Here is a 21,568-nt window from a genome sequence, read left to right as displayed (position 1 = left end):
CATCCCAGTCTGAGATTTCCACATCACCAGTCATCCCAATTCTAGGCGAATGAGCTCCGAAGCGGTCCGCGATAAGACGCAGATTATCGTCGTTGACAAGCACCCAGCCATCCGGGAGGTTCTACGGTCCAGGATTGAGGACCGTCCAGAGATGCAGCTGGAGGCGGAATCTGCAAATTCGAAGGAGGCCCTCACCCTCGTTGAGCAACACGATCCCGACGTGGTGGTCGTGGAAATTTCGCTGGGCGACGCCGACGGGCTGACGCTTATTCAGGAAATTCGCTCCAAGGTGCCGGAGGTCCGCATCCTCGTCTTCTCGAAGTACAACGAGGACCTGTACGCGGAGCGCGCCGTCGAGGCAGGAGCCTCAGGCTACATCATGAAGACAGAGCCCACCGAGGAAGTGATGCGGGCCATCGAGCTCGTCAGTGAGGGACAGGTGTTTCTGAGTCGGCACGTCTCGTCCCGCATCCTGAGCCGGTTGGTGCGTGGCAGCGGCGATGCGGAGACGTCGCCGCTCGAAAAACTTACCGATCGGGAGTTGACCGTCTTTCGGAAAATCGGCGAGGGACACAGCGTGCGCCAGATTGCCGGCCAGCTCGACCTGAATCGGAAAACGATTGAGACCTACCGGCGACGCGCGAAGGAAAAGCTCGGCCACGACACCGTGGAGGACCTGCTACGGCACGCCGTACAGTGGGTGGAGCAGGGAACGCGCGAGCAGACAGACACAGAATAGTGCCCGCGACGGGGGGCAGCCCATCCCGCGGTGGCTCGTTCTCGCGGTGCCCACGCTCTTCTCCGAGGGGTTCGTTCACGTAGGCCTCAAGCAGGGTGGGCCAACATGAGGCTCGCAGGCTCACTGCACGCCGCTTGAGGCCAGAAGCAGCAGAAGGCTACACGTCGAACAGCGTGTCGAAGTACTGCTCGCCGCCGTCACAGACGATCATGACAACCGTTGCGTCCGGCTGCTCGTCGTGAATGTCCTGAGCGACGGAAAGGGCGGCCCCGGCGCTTGGCCCGATGGGCATTCCGTGGGTCTGAGCGGCCTCGCGGGCCTGTCGGAAGGCCTCCCCGTCGGCCACGTCGCGCATCTCGTCGACGTGATCGAACCACATGGTGGGAAGTTCGCCGCCCTTGCCCAGCCCCTCCACGCAGGTGTCGTAGGGAACCGCGTCGGCGCCATAAAACGAGGTGGAGATGTTAGAGTGCTCGGCGTCAACGCCCACAACGGTCACGTCTCGCCCCACGTCTTCGGCCTGCTCTTTAATGTGCCGGGCCGTTCCGCTCACAAGGCCGCCCGTGCCCATCGCGCTGACGAGGTGAGTGATGTCGGCGCCGGCCTGCGCCCAAATTTCGGGCCCCGTCCACTGGTAGTGGACCCCTGGATTGGACTGGTTGTGGTACTGGTCAACCAAAAACGCGCCGGTGTCCTCGGCGATGCGCTGGGCGACCGCTCGGTAGTGGTCGGGATGGTCCGAGTCCACGTCGGGACACGTTCGCACCTCCGCGCCGAATGCCTTCATGTAGCCGATCTTGTGCGGACTCGTCCCTTCCGGACACGTCAGCGTGCAGGGAAAGCCCAGCCGATTCGCAACGAGGGCGACGGCGCCCGCCGTGTTGCCGGAGCTAGCCTCCACGACCCGGTCGTGCGCCCCATTCTGAAGTGCCTCCGTCAAAATGCCCATGGCGATCCGGTCCTTCATCGAACGGGTGGGGTTCGCCGACTCCATCTTGCAAAGCAGTCGGCCATCCTCCGCCCCAGGATACGACAGCATGGGTGTGCCGCCGATCTGTCCCAGGATGGGATCGTCGGTAGGAAACGGGGACGGCGGTAGGGTGTCGGGCTGCGCGGAGCGGAGGGTCGCGTCGGTTGGCATAGAGGAGAACGAAATGAGCAGGAAGGCGGCGAAATGCTGCGAATTGGACCGGTCGGCCCGCCACGTGTTCGGTGCGGGGGGAAAATTCGGGGCGCATTTGTTCGGGGACCGGGACGACGGGCAGCAGCCCTCGTCGATCTGCGCGCAGACCTGTTCCAGGCGTGGACGGCCATTCGGGTACGCCCGGAACCGACGCGGGGTAATCGGGCCTCCACACGGTCTCCGTCCGAGAGCTGATCGCCCGGGTGTGTGACAACCGGTACCCCTTCACGGACCCCCTCAGTGATCTGTGCCTGAAGGCCGATCCACGAGGACTGTGAGCTGCGTGATCCCCCCTAATCCCGATGATCTGCTCGTTGCTCCGTAGAGGTCGCCGTCCGAATGAACGACTGGATGTTCGTCGTGACACTGTCTGGTCGATCATTGTCAATGTGTCATCGACGAAGCACGTGGCGGGAATGAAGCCTTCGAAACAGTATGTCAATCCAGCCAAGTGCTCGCACGCACATGGCCATGCAAGTTCTCTAAACCTAATGAGGAACTTCGCCTGGAAAACGGTGCTCCTTCTCCACTCGACACGACTGAGGGAATATCCGAAACCAGCTGACGCTATGTCAAAGTATTGAGGTGCACCCGAGAGGAGAGCAGATCGGTCCTCAGAGATCAGTCGGAAGCCATGACGTAGCGTCAAGACGGATGGATGTTCGGCGTGAGTCGAAGCGTCAGAACACCTGTACGTTGACAGCGTGTCGTGCGATTCTAGTGTAATATGTTCAATACTGCACTCCCCCCATGTCCATCGATGACCGACAGCGCGAAGACAAAAGACAGCGCCGCCACACCATCCTCGATGCCGCTGGGACCGTGCTCCGGGAAAAGGGACGGGACGACATGACGATGGCCGACATTGCCGAGGAGGCACAAATAAGTCGAAGTCTCCTCTACGTCTACTTCGAGGACATGGACGACATCGTGCTCGGGGTAACGCACCGGTGCTTCCGCGCAATGCGGGAGCGATTTGAGACCGCTGCGCAGCAACACGAGACGGGACGTGCCCAGATCCGGGCGATCGGTGACGCGTACGTCCGGTTTTCCCGAGAAAAGCCCACCCACTTTCGGCTCGTTGCCCAGTTTGAGTCTCGTGCCGCCGACCCTGACGCGTCCTCCGAGCGGGTGCGCCAGTGCCTTGCCGAGGCAGACCGGGGCTTACAGGTCATGAGCACCGCCATCCGGGCCGGCATTGATGACGGCTCGATTCACCCAGACCTTGACCCGCGGCAGACGGCCGTGACGCTCTGGGGCTCCACGCACGGGCTTATTCAACTTGCGGCCAACAAAGGAAGCGGTCTCGAGAAGCGATACAACTTGGATCCCGGCTCCCTCGTCGACAGCGGGCTTGACTTCCTCGGCCGAGCCCTTGCGGACTCTTCCGACGAAGACTCATCGTGACGAGTTGTCAAGTGAGCTCGTCGGTAACAAAGTGTCAACGTGCATACTGTCTGCTTCAGAATGGCGCGGGCAAGAGCCGAGAGGGCAAATATCTTATGCTCGTCCCGTGAAGCTGAAACTTGTCACTCTGTCAAGACATGGGGATGCAGAAAGCCCGGACCGGTCCGGGTCCCGAGCAGAAGGAATCTATTTCTCTTCGCCGAGCAAGAGTGAGAGCAGCGGTTTCGAGGTGCGTCTCGAGCCCTCTTGCTCGTCTGGAGGACTTTTCTTTGACGGAGTGTTATTCATGATGAGTCCTGGGTGCCGCGTCCCGAAGATGTATACCCCGGATGGATATAGGCCCTTTTCCCACAACTTGCCTTCCCGGATGTAGTACGAATCCGCCTTTCATTCTGTACAGGGAAGCGCCATGCTGTGTAGGCCCTGTCCGGATTTCGTGCTGGCTGTGGGGACCAGAGATTTCGCGCGTCGTTCACCAGGGTGGACGAGGGCGGCTCCGTGAACACGGGTGACGGTGAGATGCTGGACGCCCGACGCCGCTGTGCTTGGGGGAGTCGTTCCGGAGGCAACTCCGGACCGAAATCTGGACGAGCCATACCGTTGCCGCTGCGGGACGTAGCTGCGTGTGCCGCCTCAGAATGGAACAGGGCAACGATCTACTGTCCGTGAGGGGGCGGCTCTGTGCGATCGTTCAGGCAGAGGCTCCCACCAGGGGGCGAACAAAGGATCCCAACCGGACACGGGGGCTCTACTGTCTTCTGGCATCTACACCGGCTGTGCCAGAGAAGGAACGAGTCGATAGCACCTTCCAGAAGCCCCAACCGTCTTCGTGGACGATTGCGGAAGTCTGAGGGGCGGAACGAAATAAAGATCACAAAGTCGATGGACAGTGGGAGACCGAGCCAGACGGGCCGTGAACTCTCCCGAAAACAGTGATCTTCCCGTAGGCCTTGAGGACCGGGCACTCCAAGATTGCTTGCGCCCGTCGCCGGCAACGAGTACGTTTGAGATGCTGGAGTCTTGCTCCTCTCGCCCACGTCCCCCGAACCCACCCGTGCGGACATGATCCCCTCAATGGTTTGGACGGCCCTCGGCGCCTTCCTCGTCATCAACGCGATGCTGCTCTCGGCGTCGCTGCTGGTATTTGCGGAGCGGCGCGTCTCGGCCTTCATTCAGAACCGTCCAGGGCCGAACCGGGTGGGGCCGCTCGGCCTCCTGCAGCCGTTCGCCGACGTGCTCAAGTTTGTGCTAAAGGAGGACGTTCAGCCCGCGCAGTCGAACAAGTTCATCCACTCGATGGCGCCCGTCGTCATGGTCGTCATCGCCATGACCACCGCGGCACTGATTCCGTTTGCCGAGGGAGTCGTCGTGGCCGATCTGAACGTGGGCGTTATCATGCTGCTGGCGCTCACCTCCATTAGCGTCTACGGCGTGACGCTGGCGGGCTGGAGCTCCAACAGCAAGTTCTCGCTGCTCGGCGGGCTGCGGTCGGCGGCACAGATGGTCTCCTACGAGCTCTCGATGGGCCTGGCGGTCATCTCTGTGGTTCTCATCGCCGGGTCGCTCAACTTCATGGAAATCGTAGAGCACCAGAGTTCGGGGGGCGCGCTGCTGGGCTGGAACGCGGTGCGCAATCCGATCGGCTGTCTCATCTTCATCGTGACCGCCTTCGCCGAGACGAACCGTGCGCCCTTCGACCTGCCGGAGGCGGAGGAGGAACTGGTGGCCGGCTACCACACCGAGTACAGCGGGATGAAATTCGGCATGTTCTTCCTCGCCGAATACGTGAACTGGTTCATCGCCTCCTTCTTTATCGTGACGCTCTTCTTTGGGGGCTACCTGGTGCCCTTCGAGCCGCAGCTGATTGCCTTGTTTCCGGCGCTGGAGGGCTCGACCCTGCTCACCCTGCTTCAGTTCGTGAGCCTGATGCTGAAGGTCGGCTTCTTCTCCTTCCTCTTCATCTGGGTGCGGTGGACGTTCCCGCGCTTCAAGTACAACCAGCTCATGAAGGTGGGCTGGAAGTACCTGCTGCCCATTTCCCTCGCGAACGCCATCCTGATCGCCCTCGGCGTCGTGCTCTTCGGAGCGGTCGGCCTGTAGGGCCCAAGAGGCAAGAGAGTGACTGGGCGTGCAGGGGTCGGAATGCGGACTCCGGTCCGTACCTCCCTCTTCGACGGACGGCCGCTACCCGCGCTCTTTGGCGGTCGTTTCGTCCCACTCGTAGCCCGAGGTCAGCGACTCGTACTGCGGGTCCCGCTCGGCGGCCTCGTCGTGGGGCAGGCTGCCACGGTGCGAGCGCAGGTACGTGAAGGGCGTGTGGTGGAGAAAGTTGGAGACGCGCCCGGTGTAGACGTCGGCGTAGCGCTCCACCTGTCGCGCGAAGAGGCTCTTGTCCTTGCCGGTGCGCATGAGGGGGCCCCAGTTCTCGTTGACGAGTTGGCTGGAGGCCTTGGCGAGGGGGGCGATGTCCTCGTCGAGTGCGGTGAGACGCGTGCGGAGGGCCGACATCTCTTGTTCGAGGGCCTCGACCTCATGGCCGTCCGTCTCGCCGTAGCTCTCGTGCAGGCGCTGACGCTGCAGGCGTTTCGCCGAGAACTCCGCCTCCAGCTGCTCCTTCTGCTCCATCAGCCGCGAGAGACGGGCCTGCGCGTCGGCGAACGACCGGAACGCCTCGATCTCCTGCTCCAACTCCCGCACCACGAGGGCCGTGCGCCACCGCAGCACCTTCTTCGATACGTTGACGTCCACGAACAGGTGGTCGCCCACGTAGAGGATCTCCTCGCCCCGCAGCCCGAGAGTCCGCTCCACGAGTGGGGCGTTACCGCCCACGTACACGCTGTCCTCCTCCAGTGGGCCGTTCTTGTGCTCCCGCAGCAGGCCGTCGTCGCGCTCGATGCGGAAGGCCGGCATGTCGACCGAGAAGAAGTCCGGCTTCCGCGCACCCACGATAGACAGGTCGAAGAGGTCCCGCCACGTCATGTCGTCGGGGAGAAAGTCGTCGAAGGCGTACGCCAGCATCGGCTGGGCGTAGCTCCACTCGGAGTTGGTGATCAGCAGCAGCTTCTTCCCCGCACGCTTCTGGTCGAGAAGGGTGAGGGGCATTTGCGGGTCGAGGTTCACGAAGCGCTCCGGGTGCTGGACGATGGCCTCCTTGAGCCGCCCCTCCATGTGGGCCTCGTCGAGGGTCCGCTGTACGCGCTCCCACAGATCGGTGTAGCCCATGGAGCCCTCCAGCGCATTGGCGTCGAGCAGGTCCACCAGCTGCATGTACATGCAGGCCGACGAGATGGAGAAGAGGGTGTTGAGGAAGTGCCACCGGTCCTCCCCGAGGTCCACGAGCGTCCGCTGATACTCGTCGCGTTGCCGCTCGTAGCCGAGAGGATCGGTGCCGTGGAAGGCCCGCTTGACGTATCCGAAGCGGTTGGCCTTCACGACGTTGCCACGCTCAGCGTCGATCACGAGGCCGCGGATGGCCAGCTCCGGGTCGAACTGCAGATCATCCACCGGCCAGCCCTGTTCCTGAAGGCCCTCCCGGATGAACGTGTAGGCTCGTTTCTCCCACTTGCGCATGTGGTAGTGGATGAGCGTGTAGTCCATGTCGTACCCGATGGCCTGAATCCCCCGCAGGTTGAGGGTACGGTTGCAGAAGAGGCCCCGGGAGGAATCGGTGGCGTCCATGAAACGAAGCAGGTCGGAAAAAAGGCGCGGCGATGGGGTGGAACGTCTGACCGGATCTCCCACAAACGCGGGGGTCTCCGGATTGCTTCGTTACGAAACGATCAGGCGGGAAAATACAGGGCATCTCGGCGTTGACAGAATGTCAAAACGCCGTGCACTGGTCTGGCCAATCCGCACTGGGGCGCTCCCGGATCGGGCACCCTCCGCGGACGTGCTGGTACGATCCCCAGACTTCAGGGAAGGCCTTAGACCCTGTACCCCACGTACGTTCGGTCCACCGCCATGCACCGCCCCTCCGTCTACCTGATTGCCCTGCTCTTTACCACGGCGGGCACGGCCCACTTCGTGTGGCCGTCGGCCTTCGTGCGCCTCGTGCCGCCGTACCTGCCGGCCCCCCACGCGCTGGTGTACGCGAGTGGAGCCGCTGAACTGCTGGGGGCCCTCGGGGTGGTTGTCCCTGAACTGCGCGGGTACGCCGGGTGGGGCCTCATCGTGCTCCTGCTGGCCGTGTTTCCCGCCAACGTGCACATGGCCCTCCACCCGGCGGACTTTGGGCGCATTCCGGCGTGGGCGCTCTATCTGCGCCTGCCGCTCCAGTTCGCTCTCATCGGCTGGATCTACTGGGCCCTTGGGCTCCGAGTTGAGACGTGACGGGCCGGGGGGCTTGGGGGCGCCGGCGCGCCTACCCCTGCTGGTCGGTCGGCATCACGAGAAGCTCCTCCACGTCCACGTGCTCGGGGGCCGTCAAGGCGTAATGGATCGTGTCCGCGATGTCCGCGGACTCCATCATCTGCATCTCGTCCTGCATGTCTCCCATCCCCGCCAGAATGTCCTCGTCGGTGATGGTATTGGTTAGCTCCGTGTCGACGGCGCCGGGCTCGATGGACGTGACCCGGATGTTGTGGGTGGGCGCCAACTCGTTGCGCATGCGCTCCGACAGCGCCCGAACGAAGAATTTGGTGCCCGAGTACACGGCGCTTCCGGGGAAGGTGCGGCGCCCCGCCACGGAGGAAATGTTGACGATGTGCCCCTGCTCCTGCTCCATCATGGCGGGCAGTACGGCGCCCACGGCGTGGAGCACCCCTTTCACATTTACGTCTACCATCTGCTCCCACTCGTCCTCGTGGAGGTTCTCCATGAGGGAGAGGGGCATGATGCCGGCGTTGTTGACCAGGATGTCGATGCTCCCGAACGCGTCGAGGGTGGCGTCGGCGAGGGCCTGCACCTGGTCCCGGTCGGTCACGTCGGTGGGGCAGACGATGGCGGTGCCGCCCTCGGCTTCAATGTCGTCGCGGAGGGAGTCAAGGCGTTCCTCGCGGCGGGCGGCGAGCGCCACGGACGCGCCGTCCTGGACAAGGCGGTGCGCGGTGGCTTCGCCAATGCCGCTCGACGCTCCTGTGACGATGGCGGAGGTACCACTAAGGTCGGTCATGAAGAGAAAGCTGGAAATGAGTAAAACGAGCGGAGGGCACGTTCCTGGGCAAGATACCAGGGACAGAAGTACTGTAAGGAGAGATGGTAGCGGTAGGATCCGGCAGTGCCCGGACTTTGTGCAGGGATCATATCAGTGCGACAGGCCCCGGACGACGAGGCATTCCTCCGTTCCCCTGAGCCGGTGAGGCATGGCGGCGGAGCGGTGGTGCGGGAACCGTCGTCGGCGTCGAGTCTCGTTACCAGGGCCCAAGCGACCGTCGCTTCGCAACCGCTGGCACGATTGAGAGAGCCAGGTCCGCTCAGCGAAGATGCCGAGCCCACCACGTACCCCCGTCCCGGCTCGTGCCATCGAAGATGGATGCCACCGGGGTCACGAGGGCGGGCATCGCGGTTGGCCTCGCCCCAGGGGCATGAACGCCCCGGGACTGGAATGTCCCGCGACAGGAGCGCGACCGCAATGTGGATGAGTTCAGTGGGGCAATGCCCGTACAGACGGGGGCATGAGCAGACACACCCGGTAGTGACGCTGGGGGACGGGTCACCGTGGCGTAGGCGCGCCCCACGAGTCAGCGCCGTCCCCCCACCGACCCCCTATGCGGAGGGAGCCGCCGCGGCTTTCTCTCGCTCCTCCTTCTCCTCCTGCTTCAGCTGCTGGTTCAGCTCGTACATCTCGCGGCGCCCCGAGTAGTACTCACCATCGTAGCGCTCCAGCACCCGATCGCTCGGGGGCTTGCCGAAGGCGATGCCGACGAAGATGCCCACGATGGAAAGGGCGAGCCCGATCACGCCGTAGGCCAGGCCCGAATTGGTGAGCCACGTTGGCAACCACCCCAGCATTTCGTACTTGCCGAGGAAGAAGAACAGGAAGATGCCGACGGTGCCGAAGATGATGGCCAGGTAGGCGGAGAGCGTCGTCGGCTTTTTGGAAAACGCGCTGAACGTGGCGACGGCCGTTGTCGCCGAGATGAGCGCGCTCGATAGGAAGTACATGTCGAACAGCCCCGGGAACTCAAACGCCCAGAGAAGCGAGAGCCCAATGAAGCCGGCCGTGACGGCCCGCCCAGCGTTGAGGCGAGCGTACCCGCTCACGTCGTACCGCTCAAAGACGAGCGGCTCCAGCACGTCCTTCGTTAGGTTCATGGCGCAGACGTTCACGTAAGTGTCGACCGACGAGAGCGCCATCCCCATAAGGGCCACGATGAGCGCCCCGGCAACGATTGGATTGCTAAACAGCTCCGTGATCATCGACGAGAAGATGAAGTAGCCGAAGCTCCCGACCTCGCTCGGAATTTCGCCGCCGACAGGGGGGAACACGACCAGGGCAGAGATGGCGATGATGGTCGGCATGAGAACCACGATGGCGATGTTGAACGTCACGTTCCACCACATTCCCTTCTGGGCCTCTTCCTCCGTGGAGGTGGCCATCACGCGCTGCCACGCCCCCTGCAGGGTGATGAAGCCGGGCGTGTAGATCAAGACTGCGGCGAACATGTAGGAGTAGCCCGGCGAGTCCCAGTCCCAGAAGTGGTCGGCGTAGATGGGGGGCGTCTCGTTGATCTGAGAGACGATTTGTCCAAACCCGCCCGAGATGGACGCGGCCTCCATGATGCCAAACACCGAGAGCGCCACGAGCATGATCGCCGCGCAGACGAACTGGATCAGGTCCGTGCGCAGGACGGAGCGGAAGCCCCCGAGCGTAACGTAGATGCCGAACGTGATGCTCACGATGATGGCCATCGTCACGATGCCCACCTCCAGCGGCTTCGACAGCACGGCGCTCAGCACGTAGATCTCGGCGGCCAGCCACGTGAGGTACGCGAAGCTCTGCACGGGTCCCAGGAGCGTCTGCGTCATGCGGTTGAAGCGGAAGCGGAGGATCTCGGGAATCGAGACGCCTGGGAACCGCCGAAACAGCTTGGGCACGAACAGGAGCCCGACGGTGCACAGGATCCAGGGGATCGTGAAGATCCAGATGGCCCCGAGGCCGTAGGCGTACCAGAGGTACATCTGCCAGGTCATCCAGCCGAGCAGGAGCCATCCGGCCGCGAGGGAGGCCGCCGTCCACCAGCCCGGCACCGTTCCCTCGCCGATCCAGAAGTCGAAGGCTCGCTCGCCCCGGTCGTCCACGGTTCGGAGGCCAATGAACTGGTACGCGCCGATGGCCACCATGCCCGCCAGGAAGGCGCCCGCAAAGATCCAGTAGATCGCTAACTCACTCATCCGTTGAGAGTCGGTATGATTGGAAAGAATCCGTGCCGCACGACTGCTCGTGGTCCGGCGTACGCGGTCCGGCAGAAGAGGGAACCCCCATCTCTGCGAGACCACAACCAAACGTATAGGTTCTCTCGACGAGTAACCACCGTGTCGGGCGACTTGTCTCCCATATCTCGGATTGTTACAGACCTTCATACAGGTGTGAATATGAAGTGAGAGAATGGTAGGCTCAGTACGAGGTCTCGCTGCACAGCGTTATAAAAATATTCAACGTTTTCCTGCATCCGACTGCTCTGCTGCGTCGTCTTCGGTGTCTCTGACACGGAGGCCCCGGCTCGTTGACCCGAACCGTTCCAGTCGGTACGTTAGGAGCACACGCACTACTGCACAGACCCAAAATTCGACCGCCATGCCCACTGCAGCCATTACTGGTGCCGCCGGCGTCATCGGCTCCGTGACCGCCGAGGTCTTCGACGACGCGGGCTGGGACCTCGTCCTCATCGACTACGGGGAGGAAAACCGTGCCACCCTGGAGGCGTCCTTTCCGGATGCGCAGGTGTTCGACACCGATCTGACCGACGAGGACGCCACGATGGAGACGTTCGCGGATCTCTGGGAGGAGCAGGCGGCGCTCGACGCCGTCCTCGCCATTGCGGGCGGCTTTGCGATGCAACAGGCCGTTGAGTCGACGACCGACGACTACGCTCACATGATGGAACTCAACTTCCGCACTCTTTTCAACACGGCCCGTGCGGCGGTGCCCTTCCTCACGCGGGCGGACAGTAGCTTTCTGCTCGGCGTGTCCGCGCCAGCGGCATTAGAGGGCCAGGCTGAGGCCGGCCTCTACGGGGCGTCGAAGGCCGCCGTGGCGTCCTACATCAAGTCCCTGGAGCTGGAGGAAAAAAGCGCAGGCCTGCGCACGACCGTCCTCTACCCGATGGGGGTCGTCGACACGCCGGACAACCGCGAGGCGATGCCGGACGCCGACCCGTCCACCTGGGTCGACCCGCGCGAGTTGGCCGACGCGATGCTCTACACCGCCACCCGCAGCCCGCGTGGTCATGTGCCGGAGCTGAAAGTCCGCGCAACGTCATAGCGTCTCTCGTGACGGTCATTTGCCTCCTCGCTGACCCCGGCGGCACTGGCCTCGTTGACGGGACTCTTCCACGGAAGTAGTGTCTGAATGGACTGGATCGTTCTGCTGCCGCCCGTCGTGGCGATTGGACTTGCGATGTGGACTCGGCAAATCTACCTGTCGCTCTTCGCCGGGCTCTGGCTGGGCACCACCATCCTCACCGGGGGCAATCCGGTGTTGGGCCTCCGCGAACTGGCCAGCCAGATCGTGACGGTCTTCACGACCGAGAGCAACGCCCGCATCCTTGTGTTTTGTCTGCTGGTGGGTGGGCTCGTAGCGCTGGTTCAGGCCTCCGGCGGGGTGCAGGGCTTTATCAAGTGGGCGCGGGCCCGTGGCTGGGGGGAGAGCCGGCGCGGGGCCGAGCTACTGGCGTGGGGCATTGGCATGGTCATCTTCGTCGAGTCGAACATCTCGTCCCTCACCGTCGGGGCGGTAAGCCGTCCGCTGTTCGATCGACTCAATCTTCCCCGCGAGAAGCTGGCCTACTACTGCGACGCCACCTGCGCGCCCGTCTGCATGTCGATTCCGCTCAACGGGTGGGGGGCCTTCGTCCTGGGCCTGGTCGGGGCCCAGGAGCTGTCGCAGAACGCCGTGGCCGTGCTGGCCGAGGCGGTGCTCTTCAATTTCTTTGCCCTCTTCGCGATTGGGTTCTCGCTCGTGCTGGCGCTAACGGGCTGGGGCTTCGGGGCCATGCGACGGGCGGAGGAGCGGGCGGCGGACACCGGGCAGGTCCTCCGCCCCGACGCCCAGCCGATGATTGAGGAAGACGTGGCCCGCATCGAGCCGCCGGACCACGTGACGCCACAGGCGCGCAACCTGCTGCTCCCCGTCGCCGTCATGGTGGCGATGATCTTCGTGGGGCTGTACGTCACCGGCGGGGGCAATCTCATGGAAGGGAGCGGCTCGACGGCCGTGCTGTGGGCCGTGGGGACGGCCCTGGGGGCGGCGTTGCTGCTCTACGCCATCCCGCGTCCGCTCCGGGAGGGGCGCGCCACCCTGACGCCGGGCACGTCGATGGACTGGATCGTGAAGGGCGCGTCCGGCCTCGTACCCGTCACGCTGCTACTGGTGCTCGCGTTCGCGCTCGGGCAGGTGTCCCAGGCGCTCGAGATGGGCGACTACGTGGTGCAGATTGTCGGCGAGCAGGGCCCGGCCTGGTGGATGCCCGTGCTCGTCTTCGCGGTATCGAGCTTCGTGGCGTTCACGCTCGGGTCGTCGTGGACCGCCTTCGCGATTCTCATCCCTGTGGTGATGCCGCTGGCCGTCAAGGTGGCCCTCCCGTCGTCCCTCATGCTGGGGGCCGTGTTGTCCGGCGGCATTTTCGGGGATCACACCTCACCGCTCTCCGACACCTCCATTATCTCGTCGATGGCGGCGGCGTCCGACCACGTGGACCACGTCAACACGCAGATGCCCTACGCCCTTGTGCAGGCCGGGCTGGCCGCCGTCGCGTTCGTCGTGGCGGGCCTGCTCGCCGGATGATCTCGCCGGACGAGGAGGTTTCACTCACGCCCGATGGCGATCCTCCGCGATCGTGCGGAGCGCCTCCGTCGCCTCCGTGGGCAGGCCGAGGCGGGACGCGTCGTCGTCGAGCCGCGCCGGGGCCCGGTGGCCGCCGATGTAGCCGTTTGCGAGGGCCGCGGCGGGCGCGTCGGCAAAGGCCTGGTCCTCCGGATAGACGGCCCGCAACGGGTCGGCGACCGCGGAGTGGCGGCGGAGCTTGTGCTTCTGATGGTAGGGCTCGGCGCGGGTGAAGGAGGCGTCCGCGATGAGTTCGGTGCTGAGGGGCCCGTCGTGTTCGGCGGCGACGTCGGTCTTCGATGCACGAGCCTGCTCGGCCTGCTCGGGGGTGGCCGGGAAGAGGGCCGACTGGTACTGCCGCTTGAGCGGCGCTCGTGTGGGGGCGTGCGCGGCCCAGAAGAGGTCCAGCAGGTCCGTATAGGAAATGTGGGCCGGATCGTACTCCACGCGGACGGTCTCGATGTGGTCACCAATGTCTTCGTAGGTGGGATTGGGGGTCCCGCCGCCGGCGTATCCCACCGTGGTGCGCACCACCCCCTCCTGGGCACCAAAGAGAGCATCCGGGCCCCAGAAGCATCCCAGCGCGAAGGCGGCGTGGGCACAATCGGCTGGGGCACGGCGGTCCATGGGCGGTACGTCCATCGAGGCGTCGACGGGGGAGGTTGAAGAAGACATGGGGAATGGGGAGGGATAGGCAATAAAATACGAGAAACCACCGCGGCGGTCCCGGCGAGAGGTCGACGAGGCCACGGAGATGAGAGGGAGAAGCGCCGGCGCTACGCAGACTGGTCCGCCCGCACGAAGACGTTCCAGTTGCCGTGCCGCCGTGCTGCTGCCCGCAGCGTCGAAAGGGCACTGTCGGGCAGCCCGAGGCGGTCCCGATCGTCGGCGAGGCGGGCTGGGTCGCGGTAGCCCCCGATGTAGCCAGTGGCGAGTGTGGCCGCGGGGGACCGGGCCAGCGCTCGCTCGCCCGGAAGGCGGGCCCGGAGTGCGGCCGTCACGTCGTCGTACCGGCGGAGCACGTGCTTCTGGTGCCGGAGTGCGGCGGCACAAAAATCACCATCATCAACGATCTCGACACGCCCGGCCCGTTCGTCCTGCGCGACGGCGTCGGCCCGCGAGGCCCGCGCGTGATCCATCTGTTCTGGGTTCTGGGGCACGAGCAGGGGCTGGTATCGACGCTTGGCGGGCGTCAGGGTCGGATCGAACACGGACCAGAAGCGATCCAGGAGCGCGGTGTAGCGGAGCCGATCCGGATCGTACTCGACCTGTACCGCCTCAGCGTGGTCCCCAATCGTGGCGTACGTCGGGGCGGCAGACTGCCCTCCGGCAAAGCCGACCGTGGTGCGGACCACGCCGTCCAGCGCCCCGAAAGCGGCCTCCACGCCCCAGAAGCACCCAAGGGCGACGGTAGTGGCCTCGGTCGCTTCGGGGGCCGTCTGGTCCATCGGGGGCGGCTGCATCGATGCGTGGGGCGGGGGCGGCATCGTAAACGATGATCTACCCGTCGAACGTGCGAGCGGTGACGTTGATTGCACGGCCCGGCCGGAGTCCCTTCCGCCCGTGTGCATTGGTCGTTGTCCCAACAAAAACGCCGGCCCCTCCTAGAGGAAGGGGCCGGCGCACTCGGTCGGCGGCGATTCATCGCCGCCGTCTTGGTGGGGGCGTCAAGTGGCTTCCGACGCAACGTGTCAGGACTTGGACTTATGCCTGAAACGGTTCGTCGACTTCTGTGTCGGCAATGTGGTTTACGTAGTTGCTGATCGTCTTGATGCCGACGAGCGCAACAATCTCGTAGAGTTCCGGCCGCTCCAGGCCAAGATCGGCGAATTCCGCCTCGTCGGCGTCGGAGAGCCAGCCGCGCTTGCCGAGGATGCGGCGCGTGGCGCGGACGAGGCTCTTCAGGCGATCATCGGACGGAAGGCCGCCCTCGTTGATCGTTTCGGTCGTCTCGGCGTCGAGCCCAGCCTGCTGGCCGGCTACAGCGTGGGCCTTCGTGCAGTAGTGGCAATCGTTGTAGCTGGACGCGGCGAGAACGACGGCCTGCTGCTCGGCGCCGGAAAGGACACCCCCGTCCTCCACGATGCCCGTGGCGGTCAGGTAAGCGTCCGCGACGGCGGGGTTCTCCCCCGTGATTTCTGTGATGAGGTTGGGCACGAAGCCGAGCGCCTGCTCAGCCTTCTCGTGCACCTGTTCGGTGGCAGTCTCTTCAGCGGTGGTCGTAGCCATAACGCGGTTAGAGGAATGAATTTGTGGACGTGTGCGCGGGTATCGGAGCGTCTTCACCAATATACTTACTAGTAGGTAAGCACACTCAGGGCAACGAGAGGTTTCCTCTTCCGTTCGTCGGTGGAAGAGCTGCCGGCTACGTTACAATCGAGTCGACGAGACGGCGGAGCGTGTCGGCGTACGTCTCCGGATCCCGATGTGGGGTCGTGAGCATGGCGCCTTCAACCGCGGCCAGGAGCACGCGGGCCACGTCTCGGGGAGAGGTGCAGCCCTGCAGGCCCGCCCCGCTGGTTGTGCCGGCCCCGATGATCGTCGTGAGCCAGTCTTCTTGTTCGGCAAAGAATTGCTGGACCTCCTGGCGCACCTCGTTCGGAAGCGTCTCCGCGTCGGCCGCAAGAATCCCGCAGAGGCAGAGCCCACCGTCCTCCATGATGCCCGAAAAGAGATCGACGTACGCCAGGAGCCGCTCGCGGAGAGCCGCGTGCTGCTCGTCGAATGCCGCTCGTTTCTGGAGGCTCCCCTGGCGGTACCGGCGCACCAGTGCCTGTCCGAGGTCGGCCTTCGAGGGAAAGTGATAGTGAATGGCCGCCGTGGTGAGATCCAGTTCGTCGGCGAGGTCCCCGTAACTGACGGCGTTGTACCCGCGGCGCTGGATATGCGCCTCGGCCACGTCGAGAATCTGATTGGCGGTAGTGTCAGATTCTGTCGGCGCGCTGGATGGGGTCTGCATGTCGGCCGCGATTTTGATTTACCAGTCAGTAAGCTCCACGGCAGTGGACGTGCAGGTGTTGAGTGCGGTTCCTATGATGCGTGTGGTGCCGGGATCGTCCGTAGAGCTGCGAGGGAGCGTGCGCCCTCTGCTCAGGGAGACACTCGAAGGGCCGTCCCCCAGGCGTCACGGTGTAGGGCCCGTGCTCCTTCAGTTGACTTCGAAACGGTTGAAGAGCCGTTCCCGCCATCGGAGAGACCGGTGGAAAACAGATGCAGTGGGTACCGCCTGGAAAAGACGGTGCCGCCCACGAGTACTGCGAGGCCGACCATAGCGAGGAGAAAGACAGTTTCCCGGACCACTCCGTCGGGGACTCCAGTGCGGAGGAATGGCCGGAGGCGTCGGGGAACAGATCCTCGGGGCGTACAATCTCGTCGTTCTCGGCGATCACGACACACTGATCCACAAATTCTCGGCAGTTGGAGAGGGCAATGCTCCAGGCTTTTTGGGGAGACGGCTGTCTGTGGGCGCCTCCCCATCCGTCACGACCTGAGGCAAAGGCGCGATTCGGCGCCTGTTGGGTATATGCGGCGAAGTCAGGGCGGATCGTTTCGGGATGGTACGCGGGGGCGCTCCGCCCAAAGAGCGGGAGCGGTCCCCCGCAGACCATCACGAGGAGTGTGACGCTGAGATGCCCTGATAGACCCTTCGTTGTCGGTTTACTATCAGCCTGGATGCCCCCGCGTGGTTGACGAACGGCCCGGAAACGTGCCCACAAGAACCATACGGGGCACAATCAAGCCGGCGTCGGGGGATGCATTCGGAGACGAACACCGTGGCTCGGTACTCGGCGTCCGCGGGCGGTGCCGCGTGGGTCTTGCCACAAAGAGGTCTGGCTCGGGGGCCCCACGCGGAGCGGGGGCCTGGAGGCCGTAGAGGCGACATGTATGGATGGGGGCCCGGCCGGGACAAGGAAAATCAGTAGTTGTAGCCGGTCGCTTCGTCCTCGGTTGCCTCCACGCCGAGGCCATTGGTGATGCGGTTCACGAAGTTGAAGTACGACGTCACGAGCACAATGTCGAGCACGGCACGGTCGGACCACCCGACGTCGCGCAGGGTGTGCACGTCCGCCTCGGCCATGGCGCCGGGAGCGGTGGTCAGCTTCTCGGCCATGGCGCACGCCGTGCGGAGCCGATCGTCGAGGTCGTTGAGCGCGGTGTAGTCGTCGGCCAACTGGTGTACGCGATCCTCGTCGCGCCAGTAGGCCTGGAGTGCCTCGGCGTGGTGCCGTACACAATAGTCGCATTCGTTGGCGGCGGAGACGACCACGGCGATCGCCTCGCGGTCGGCCCGGCTCAGGGGAGAGGACCCAAACAGGACGGCGTCGTAGAGGTCAAGGTGCTCCTTCAGCGCCGCGGGGTTCTGGCTGTGTACCGTCAGGACGTTGGAGACCTTGCCCCGCTTTTCGGCGATCGTGTCGTAGAGGGCCTTCAGGTCGCCGGTGGCGTCCGCGGGGTCAATGACGTCGATCCAGGCCATGAGGTTGCGGGGGAGGGGGAAAGGGCAAGCACGCGGGGCCATGTGTTCCGGCTACGCCTTTACAGTTACGAGGCCCCGTACCGGTGCGCCGGGCAGGGAAAGCGGTGATTACCCACTCTCCAGAGCCCCGCCTGAAATGTGGAGGTCCGTCAACCGATCGTCCAAATGGTTCTCCACGATGAGCGCCCCGATGTTGAGCGCCGAGGTCGCGGCGGGCGAGGCGGCGTTGATGACGTTCACGACCCGGTCGGTTTCCCGGATCAGGAAGTCGTCGACGAGGGTGCCGTCGCGCCGAAGGGCCTGGGCCCGCACCCCGGCCCACGGGGCGGTGAAGTCGCTCCGTTGCACCTCGGGGATGAGCTGGCGGGCGGCCCGCAGGTAGACCCGCTTGCTCATGGACTGAAGCAACTCGCGGAGGCCCTTTCGCCAGTGGCGCGCGGACAATTTCTGGAAGCCCGGATACGTGAGAATCTCCAGGAGCTCCCCCCAGTCAATGTTCGTGAGGCCGTACCCCTCGCGGGCGAATGCGAGAACGGCAGTCGGTCCACACTCCACGCGCCCGTCGACCGTCGGGGTAAAGTGAACCCCCAGGAACGGGAAGGCCGGGTCGGGCACCGGATAGACGAGGCGCTCGCAGAGGGACCGCCGCTCCGGCACGAGCTCGTAGTACTCGCCGCGAAACGGCACGATCTTCGTGTCCAGGTCCTGGCCGCTCATCTCGGCGATGCGGTCGGCGTAGAGGCCGGCGCAATTAACGGCGTGGCGGGCCTGGACGGCGCCGGTCGTGGTGTCGACCGTCACGTGGTTCGGGGTCACGTGCAGGTCGCGCACGGCAGCCCCGGTCTGGATCGGGTGCCCGCGGGCCTCGACGCGATCCGCCAGGGCCTCGGCCGCTGCCTCGTAGTCGACGATGCCGGCCGCCGGCACGTGGAGCCCCGCCACGCCCTGCACGTGGGGCTCCAACTCGTGCAGGCGCTCCGGGCCGATGCGGGTACAGTCCACCTGGTTCTGATGGCCCTTCGCTTCGATTCGCTCCAGTTCGGGCACCTCACTCTCGTCGGTGGCCACGATGACCTTGCCACACATTTCGTAGTCCACGCCCTCGCGCTCGCAAAACTCGACGAGGGCGCGCTTGCCGGTCCGGCAGTTCTCCGCCTTCAGCGAGCCGGGTTCGTAAAAGATGCCCGAGTGAATGACCCCGGAGTTGTGGCTCGTCTGATGGGCCGCCACCCGGTCTTCCTTCTCCAGTATGGTGACGGCCGCGTCGGGGTACTGCTCCGTGAGGCGGTAGGCCGTGGCGAGGCCCACGATTCCGCCCCCAATGATTGCAACGTCGTAGGTCGGCATACGGCAACGATCGATGCTGTGAGAAGACCGTGAGGCGCCCCCGGACGGCCCCGAGGACGTGTTCCTCAAGGTACAAAGACGAAGCAAACTGAAAAGTGCGTGGCGCCCCGCGACGAGTGCCCATCGGTCTGCCGGGCGGGAGCGACAGAGGGCTACCAAGGAGGCAACACCCGAGCCCGCGGAGAGTTTAGACGGCGTGTCTTCGAATCAGCGTCCTCCGTCCCGTGCGCCAGCCTCTTCACTGCCTGTGTCTCGCGACTGGGCTCGCCTTCGGCGTGCTCTTCGCCGGCGGCGCCGGGTGTGGTACCACGGATGGGGCCCCGTCGGCGACCGCCGATACGCTTTCGCCGTCGGAGCCCGTCTTCGACGTGCGCTCCGTGACGCTGGATGCCCGAACCCGCCCCGACTCCAGCCTGCTCGTGCGGCTCCGCGACCTGGGCGTGACGCACCTTACCTTGGTGGCATTCGGGTGGCAGAAGGCGCCCGACGCGCCCACCGTCCGGGCCGACACGGGCGACGGCTGGTACAGCGAGTCGCACCGCGGCATCCGCACCCTCGCCCGCCAGGCCGACGCGCTGGGGATGGGCGTCATCCTAAAGCCGCACCTCTGGGTGGGGGGGTACGATGCGGCCCAGGACCGGAGCGACATCGGCTTCGATACCGAGTCCGGGTGGGCGGAATGGGAGGCCGACTACCGCCGCTTTCTCATGCTCTACGCCCGCCTCGCCGCGGAGGTGGACGCCGATGCGCTCGTGCTGGGGACCGAACTTACCCGGTCGGCGACCGAGCGCCCTGCCTTCTGGCGGGCCCTCGCGGAGGAGGCCCGCACCGTCTACGACGGAAACCTCACCTACGCGGCCAACTGGCACGAGGCGTACGAGAACGTCCAGTTCTGGGAGGTCCTCGACTACGTCGGCGTGCAGGCCTACTTCCCGCTTACAGACGCCGCGGACCCGTCGCTCGAGATGCTCCAGGCAGGATGGGGGTCCCACCGGGCGGCCCTGGCCAAGATCCACGAGCGCACCGGGCGCCCCGTGCTCCTGACGGAGGTCGGCTACCGGAGTGCTGAAGGGGCGGCGGCGCGGCCCTGGGAGTGGCCGGAGCGCGACGACGGCGCGGCGCCCGACCCATCCCTCCAGGCTCGCTGCTACCAGGCCTTCCTGTCCACCGTGGGCCGGGCGCCCTGGCTGAAGGGCGGCATTGTCTGGAAGTGGCACCCGCCGGCCGAGGTGGAGGGGCCAACCGCCTTCACCCCGCAGGGCAAGCCCGCCGAACAGGTCCTGCGCCGCTGGTTCACGGGCGCAGCGCCGCCACAGTCATAGACGGCCCCTCACTGGACGGCGACGCGTCCGCTCGACGCATTCTCATCTGCACAAACCCACAGTCCCGCATGGAATCTGCCCTATTCGCCCCCGACGCCTGGACGTCCGTCGACGGGTTTGACTTCGACGACGTGACCTACCACCGATCGGTCGATCACGGCACGGTGCGGATTGCGTTCGACCGCCCCGAGGTGCTGAATGCCTTTCGCCCGCCGACGGTCGACGAGCTGTACCAGGCCCTCAACCATGCCCGCCAGAGCGCGGACGTGGGCTGTGTGCTCCTCACCGGCAACGGCCCGTCCGAGAAGCATGGGAAGTGGGCCTTCTCGTCGGGCGGGGACCAGCAGATCCGGGGCAAAGATGGATATCAGTACGAGGGCGAAGAGGGGGACCCCGACGAGACGCGCCCCGGGCGCCTTCACATCTTGGAGGTGCAGCGCCTCATCCGCTTCATGCCCAAGGTGGTGATTGCCGTGGTGCCGGGGTGGGCCGTGGGCGGCGGGCACAGCCTGCACGTCGTCTGCGACCTCACGCTCGCTAGCGCCGAGCACGCCAAGTTCAAGCAGACCGATCCCGACGTGGCCAGCTTCGACGGCGGCTTTGGCTCGGCCCTGCTGGCCCAGCAGGTGGGGCAGAAGAAGGCGCGCGAGATTTTCTTCCTCGGCAAGACCTACTCGGCGGACGAGGCGGTCGACATGGGCATGGCCAACGAGGCGGTGCCCCATGAGGACCTGGAGTCGACGGCGCTCGACTGGGGCGAGACCATCAACGGCAAGAGCCCCACGGCCATCCGCATGCTCAAGTACGCCTTCAACATGGCCGACGACGGGCTCGTGGGGCAGCAGGTGTTCGCGGGGGAGGCCACGCGCCTGGCGTACATGACCGACGAGGCGCAGGAAGGCCGCGACGCGTTTCTGGAGGGCCGCGATCCCGACTGGTCCGACGTGCCATGGCACTACTGAGAACGGGCACAGAGGGCAGCGACGCGGCGATGCTGCTGTGCGTCTCGGCTGTCAGGGCCCGGGGTCTGAGGCAGGTTCGCCCCCGTGGGCTACCGGCGTGACTGATTCGGAGACCGGTGCGGTGGATGGACGGCGCGCGTCGGCGGTTG

General features: G+C 65.1%; 18 protein-coding genes. 8 read left to right on the top strand and 10 right to left on the bottom strand.

Going from position 1 to position 21,568, the window contains the following annotated elements; all coding sequences use genetic code 11:
• Window positions 1–49 precede the first annotated feature (49 nt).
• Window positions 50–739 carry a response regulator transcription factor gene (locus tag OJB03_RS12160; protein ID WP_263787836.1) on the top strand — a complete coding sequence of 230 codons (690 nt, stop codon included), beginning with the start codon at window positions 50–52 and terminating at the stop codon, window positions 737–739.
• 157 nt (window positions 740–896) lie between these two features.
• Here the strand turns inward: OJB03_RS12160 and OJB03_RS12155 are convergent, their stop codons facing one another.
• On the bottom strand, window positions 897–1,880 hold the full coding sequence (locus OJB03_RS12155; protein WP_263787835.1) for a PLP-dependent cysteine synthase family protein: 984 nt from the start codon (window positions 1,878–1,880) through the stop codon (window positions 897–899).
• A gap of 792 nt (window positions 1,881–2,672) precedes the next feature.
• Between OJB03_RS12155 and OJB03_RS12150 the strand changes: the two genes are divergently transcribed.
• Together OJB03_RS12150 and nuoH are read left to right on the top strand one after the other, a co-directional pair.
• Window positions 2,673–3,329 (top strand): TetR/AcrR family transcriptional regulator, encoded by a 657-nt coding sequence (locus OJB03_RS12150; protein ID WP_263787833.1) that lies wholly within the window; start codon window positions 2,673–2,675, stop codon window positions 3,327–3,329.
• Window positions 3,330–4,391: 1,062 nt separating this feature from the next.
• Window positions 4,392–5,429: an NADH-quinone oxidoreductase subunit NuoH gene (gene nuoH, locus OJB03_RS12145; protein ID WP_263787830.1), complete on the top strand. Its 1,038-nt coding sequence runs from the start codon at window positions 4,392–4,394 to the stop codon at window positions 5,427–5,429.
• Window positions 5,430–5,513: 84 nt separating this feature from the next.
• Here the strand turns inward: nuoH and OJB03_RS12140 are convergent, their stop codons facing one another.
• Entirely contained in the window at window positions 5,514–7,007 is a 1,494-nt protein-coding gene (locus OJB03_RS12140) for an HAD-IG family 5'-nucleotidase (protein WP_263787827.1), read from the bottom strand.
• A 282-nt stretch (window positions 7,008–7,289) separates the two neighbouring features.
• Here OJB03_RS12140 and OJB03_RS12135 point away from each other — a divergent pair, with 282 nt between their 5' ends.
• Window positions 7,290–7,658, top strand: a complete 369-nt coding sequence (locus tag OJB03_RS12135; protein ID WP_263787825.1) for a DoxX family protein — start codon at window positions 7,290–7,292, stop codon at window positions 7,656–7,658.
• A 31-nt stretch (window positions 7,659–7,689) separates the two neighbouring features.
• On the opposite strand, the gene OJB03_RS12130 is transcribed toward OJB03_RS12135, so the two are convergent.
• Window positions 7,690–8,439 carry an SDR family oxidoreductase gene (locus OJB03_RS12130; protein WP_263787824.1) on the bottom strand — a complete coding sequence of 250 codons (750 nt, stop codon included), beginning with the start codon at window positions 8,437–8,439 and terminating at the stop codon, window positions 7,690–7,692.
• 593 nt (window positions 8,440–9,032) lie between these two features.
• Window positions 9,033–10,661 carry a sodium:solute symporter family protein gene (locus tag OJB03_RS12125; protein ID WP_263787822.1) on the bottom strand — a complete coding sequence of 543 codons (1,629 nt, stop codon included), beginning with the start codon at window positions 10,659–10,661 and terminating at the stop codon, window positions 9,033–9,035.
• Window positions 10,662–11,064: 403 nt separating this feature from the next.
• On the opposite strand from OJB03_RS12125, the gene OJB03_RS12120 reads away from it, so the two are divergent.
• Together OJB03_RS12120 and OJB03_RS12115 are read left to right on the top strand one after the other, a co-directional pair.
• Window positions 11,065–11,751, top strand: coding sequence for an SDR family oxidoreductase (locus OJB03_RS12120; protein WP_263787820.1), 687 nt, complete (start codon window positions 11,065–11,067; stop codon window positions 11,749–11,751).
• A gap of 87 nt (window positions 11,752–11,838) precedes the next feature.
• Window positions 11,839–13,272: a Na+/H+ antiporter NhaC family protein gene (locus OJB03_RS12115; protein WP_263787818.1), complete on the top strand. Its 1,434-nt coding sequence runs from the start codon at window positions 11,839–11,841 to the stop codon at window positions 13,270–13,272.
• Window positions 13,273–13,296: 24 nt separating this feature from the next.
• On the opposite strand, the gene OJB03_RS12110 is transcribed toward OJB03_RS12115, so the two are convergent.
• The 6 genes from OJB03_RS12110 to lhgO all read right to left on the bottom strand — a co-directional run bounded on the left by OJB03_RS12110 (window position 13,297) and on the right by lhgO (window position 19,135).
• Window positions 13,297–13,986: a peptide-methionine (S)-S-oxide reductase gene (locus OJB03_RS12110; RefSeq protein ID WP_263787816.1), complete on the bottom strand. Its 690-nt coding sequence runs from the start codon at window positions 13,984–13,986 to the stop codon at window positions 13,297–13,299.
• 101 nt (window positions 13,987–14,087) lie between these two features.
• Entirely contained in the window at window positions 14,088–14,798 is a 711-nt protein-coding gene (locus OJB03_RS12105; RefSeq protein WP_263787814.1) for a peptide-methionine (S)-S-oxide reductase, read from the bottom strand.
• Between the two features lie 217 nt (window positions 14,799–15,015).
• Window positions 15,016–15,540, bottom strand: a complete 525-nt coding sequence (locus tag OJB03_RS12100; protein ID WP_263787812.1) for a carboxymuconolactone decarboxylase family protein — start codon at window positions 15,538–15,540, stop codon at window positions 15,016–15,018.
• A gap of 136 nt (window positions 15,541–15,676) precedes the next feature.
• Complete coding sequence (locus tag OJB03_RS12095) at window positions 15,677–16,270, bottom strand: TetR/AcrR family transcriptional regulator (protein ID WP_263787809.1); 594 nt, start codon at window positions 16,268–16,270, stop codon at window positions 15,677–15,679.
• A gap of 957 nt (window positions 16,271–17,227) precedes the next feature.
• Entirely contained in the window at window positions 17,228–17,788 is a 561-nt protein-coding gene (locus tag OJB03_RS12090) for a peroxidase-related enzyme (protein WP_263787806.1), read from the bottom strand.
• 108 nt (window positions 17,789–17,896) lie between these two features.
• Window positions 17,897–19,135 (bottom strand): L-2-hydroxyglutarate oxidase, encoded by a 1,239-nt coding sequence (gene lhgO, locus OJB03_RS12085; RefSeq protein WP_263787804.1) that lies wholly within the window; start codon window positions 19,133–19,135, stop codon window positions 17,897–17,899.
• Between the two features lie 224 nt (window positions 19,136–19,359).
• Here lhgO and OJB03_RS12080 point away from each other — a divergent pair, with 224 nt between their 5' ends.
• The gene (locus OJB03_RS12080) at window positions 19,360–20,457 is read left to right on the top strand and encodes a glycoside hydrolase family 113 (RefSeq protein ID WP_263787802.1); all 1,098 of its coding nucleotides are present in this window, start codon (window positions 19,360–19,362) and stop codon (window positions 20,455–20,457) included.
• A gap of 68 nt (window positions 20,458–20,525) precedes the next feature.
• Window positions 20,526–21,419 carry a 1,4-dihydroxy-2-naphthoyl-CoA synthase gene (locus tag OJB03_RS12075; protein ID WP_263787800.1) on the top strand — a complete coding sequence of 298 codons (894 nt, stop codon included), beginning with the start codon at window positions 20,526–20,528 and terminating at the stop codon, window positions 21,417–21,419.
• Window positions 21,420–21,568: the final 149 nt, after the last annotated feature.

It is taken from the genome of Salinibacter grassmerensis (genome assembly GCF_947077765.1).
In the GTDB taxonomy this organism is placed as follows: Bacteria; Bacteroidota; Rhodothermia; order Rhodothermales; family Salinibacteraceae; genus Salinibacter; species Salinibacter grassmerensis.
This window is presented reverse-complemented; position numbering and strand designations above follow the sequence as displayed.

Bases quoted from the DNA above. Each gene is read 5' to 3' on its own strand.
- OJB03_RS12155 (WP_263787835.1), bottom strand. From the start codon at position 1,880: ATGCCAACCGACGCGACCCTCCGCTCCGCGCAGCCCGACACCCTACCG.
- OJB03_RS12075 (WP_263787800.1), top strand. From the start codon at position 20,526: ATGGAATCTGCCCTATTCGCCCCCGACGCCTGGACGTCCGTCGACGGG.
- OJB03_RS12140 (WP_263787827.1), bottom strand. From the start codon at position 7,007: ATGGACGCCACCGATTCCTCCCGGGGCCTCTTCTGCAACCGTACCCTC.
- OJB03_RS12160 (WP_263787836.1), top strand. From the start codon at position 50: ATGAGCTCCGAAGCGGTCCGCGATAAGACGCAGATTATCGTCGTTGAC.
- OJB03_RS12110 (WP_263787816.1), bottom strand. From the start codon at position 13,986: ATGTCTTCTTCAACCTCCCCCGTCGACGCCTCGATGGACGTACCGCCC.
- OJB03_RS12130 (WP_263787824.1), bottom strand. From the start codon at position 8,439: ATGACCGACCTTAGTGGTACCTCCGCCATCGTCACAGGAGCGTCGAGC.
- lhgO (WP_263787804.1), bottom strand. From the start codon at position 19,135: ATGCCGACCTACGACGTTGCAATCATTGGGGGCGGAATCGTGGGCCTC.
- OJB03_RS12105 (WP_263787814.1), bottom strand. From the start codon at position 14,798: ATGCCGCCCCCGCCCCACGCATCGATGCAGCCGCCCCCGATGGACCAG.
- OJB03_RS12095 (WP_263787809.1), bottom strand. From the start codon at position 16,270: ATGCAGACCCCATCCAGCGCGCCGACAGAATCTGACACTACCGCCAAT.
- OJB03_RS12090 (WP_263787806.1), bottom strand. From the start codon at position 17,788: ATGGCCTGGATCGACGTCATTGACCCCGCGGACGCCACCGGCGACCTG.
- OJB03_RS12100 (WP_263787812.1), bottom strand. From the start codon at position 15,540: ATGGCTACGACCACCGCTGAAGAGACTGCCACCGAACAGGTGCACGAG.
- OJB03_RS12125 (WP_263787822.1), bottom strand. From the start codon at position 10,661: ATGAGTGAGTTAGCGATCTACTGGATCTTTGCGGGCGCCTTCCTGGCG.
- OJB03_RS12120 (WP_263787820.1), top strand. From the start codon at position 11,065: ATGCCCACTGCAGCCATTACTGGTGCCGCCGGCGTCATCGGCTCCGTG.
- OJB03_RS12150 (WP_263787833.1), top strand. From the start codon at position 2,673: ATGTCCATCGATGACCGACAGCGCGAAGACAAAAGACAGCGCCGCCAC.
- OJB03_RS12115 (WP_263787818.1), top strand. From the start codon at position 11,839: ATGGACTGGATCGTTCTGCTGCCGCCCGTCGTGGCGATTGGACTTGCG.
- nuoH (WP_263787830.1), top strand. From the start codon at position 4,392: ATGATCCCCTCAATGGTTTGGACGGCCCTCGGCGCCTTCCTCGTCATC.
- OJB03_RS12135 (WP_263787825.1), top strand. From the start codon at position 7,290: ATGCACCGCCCCTCCGTCTACCTGATTGCCCTGCTCTTTACCACGGCG.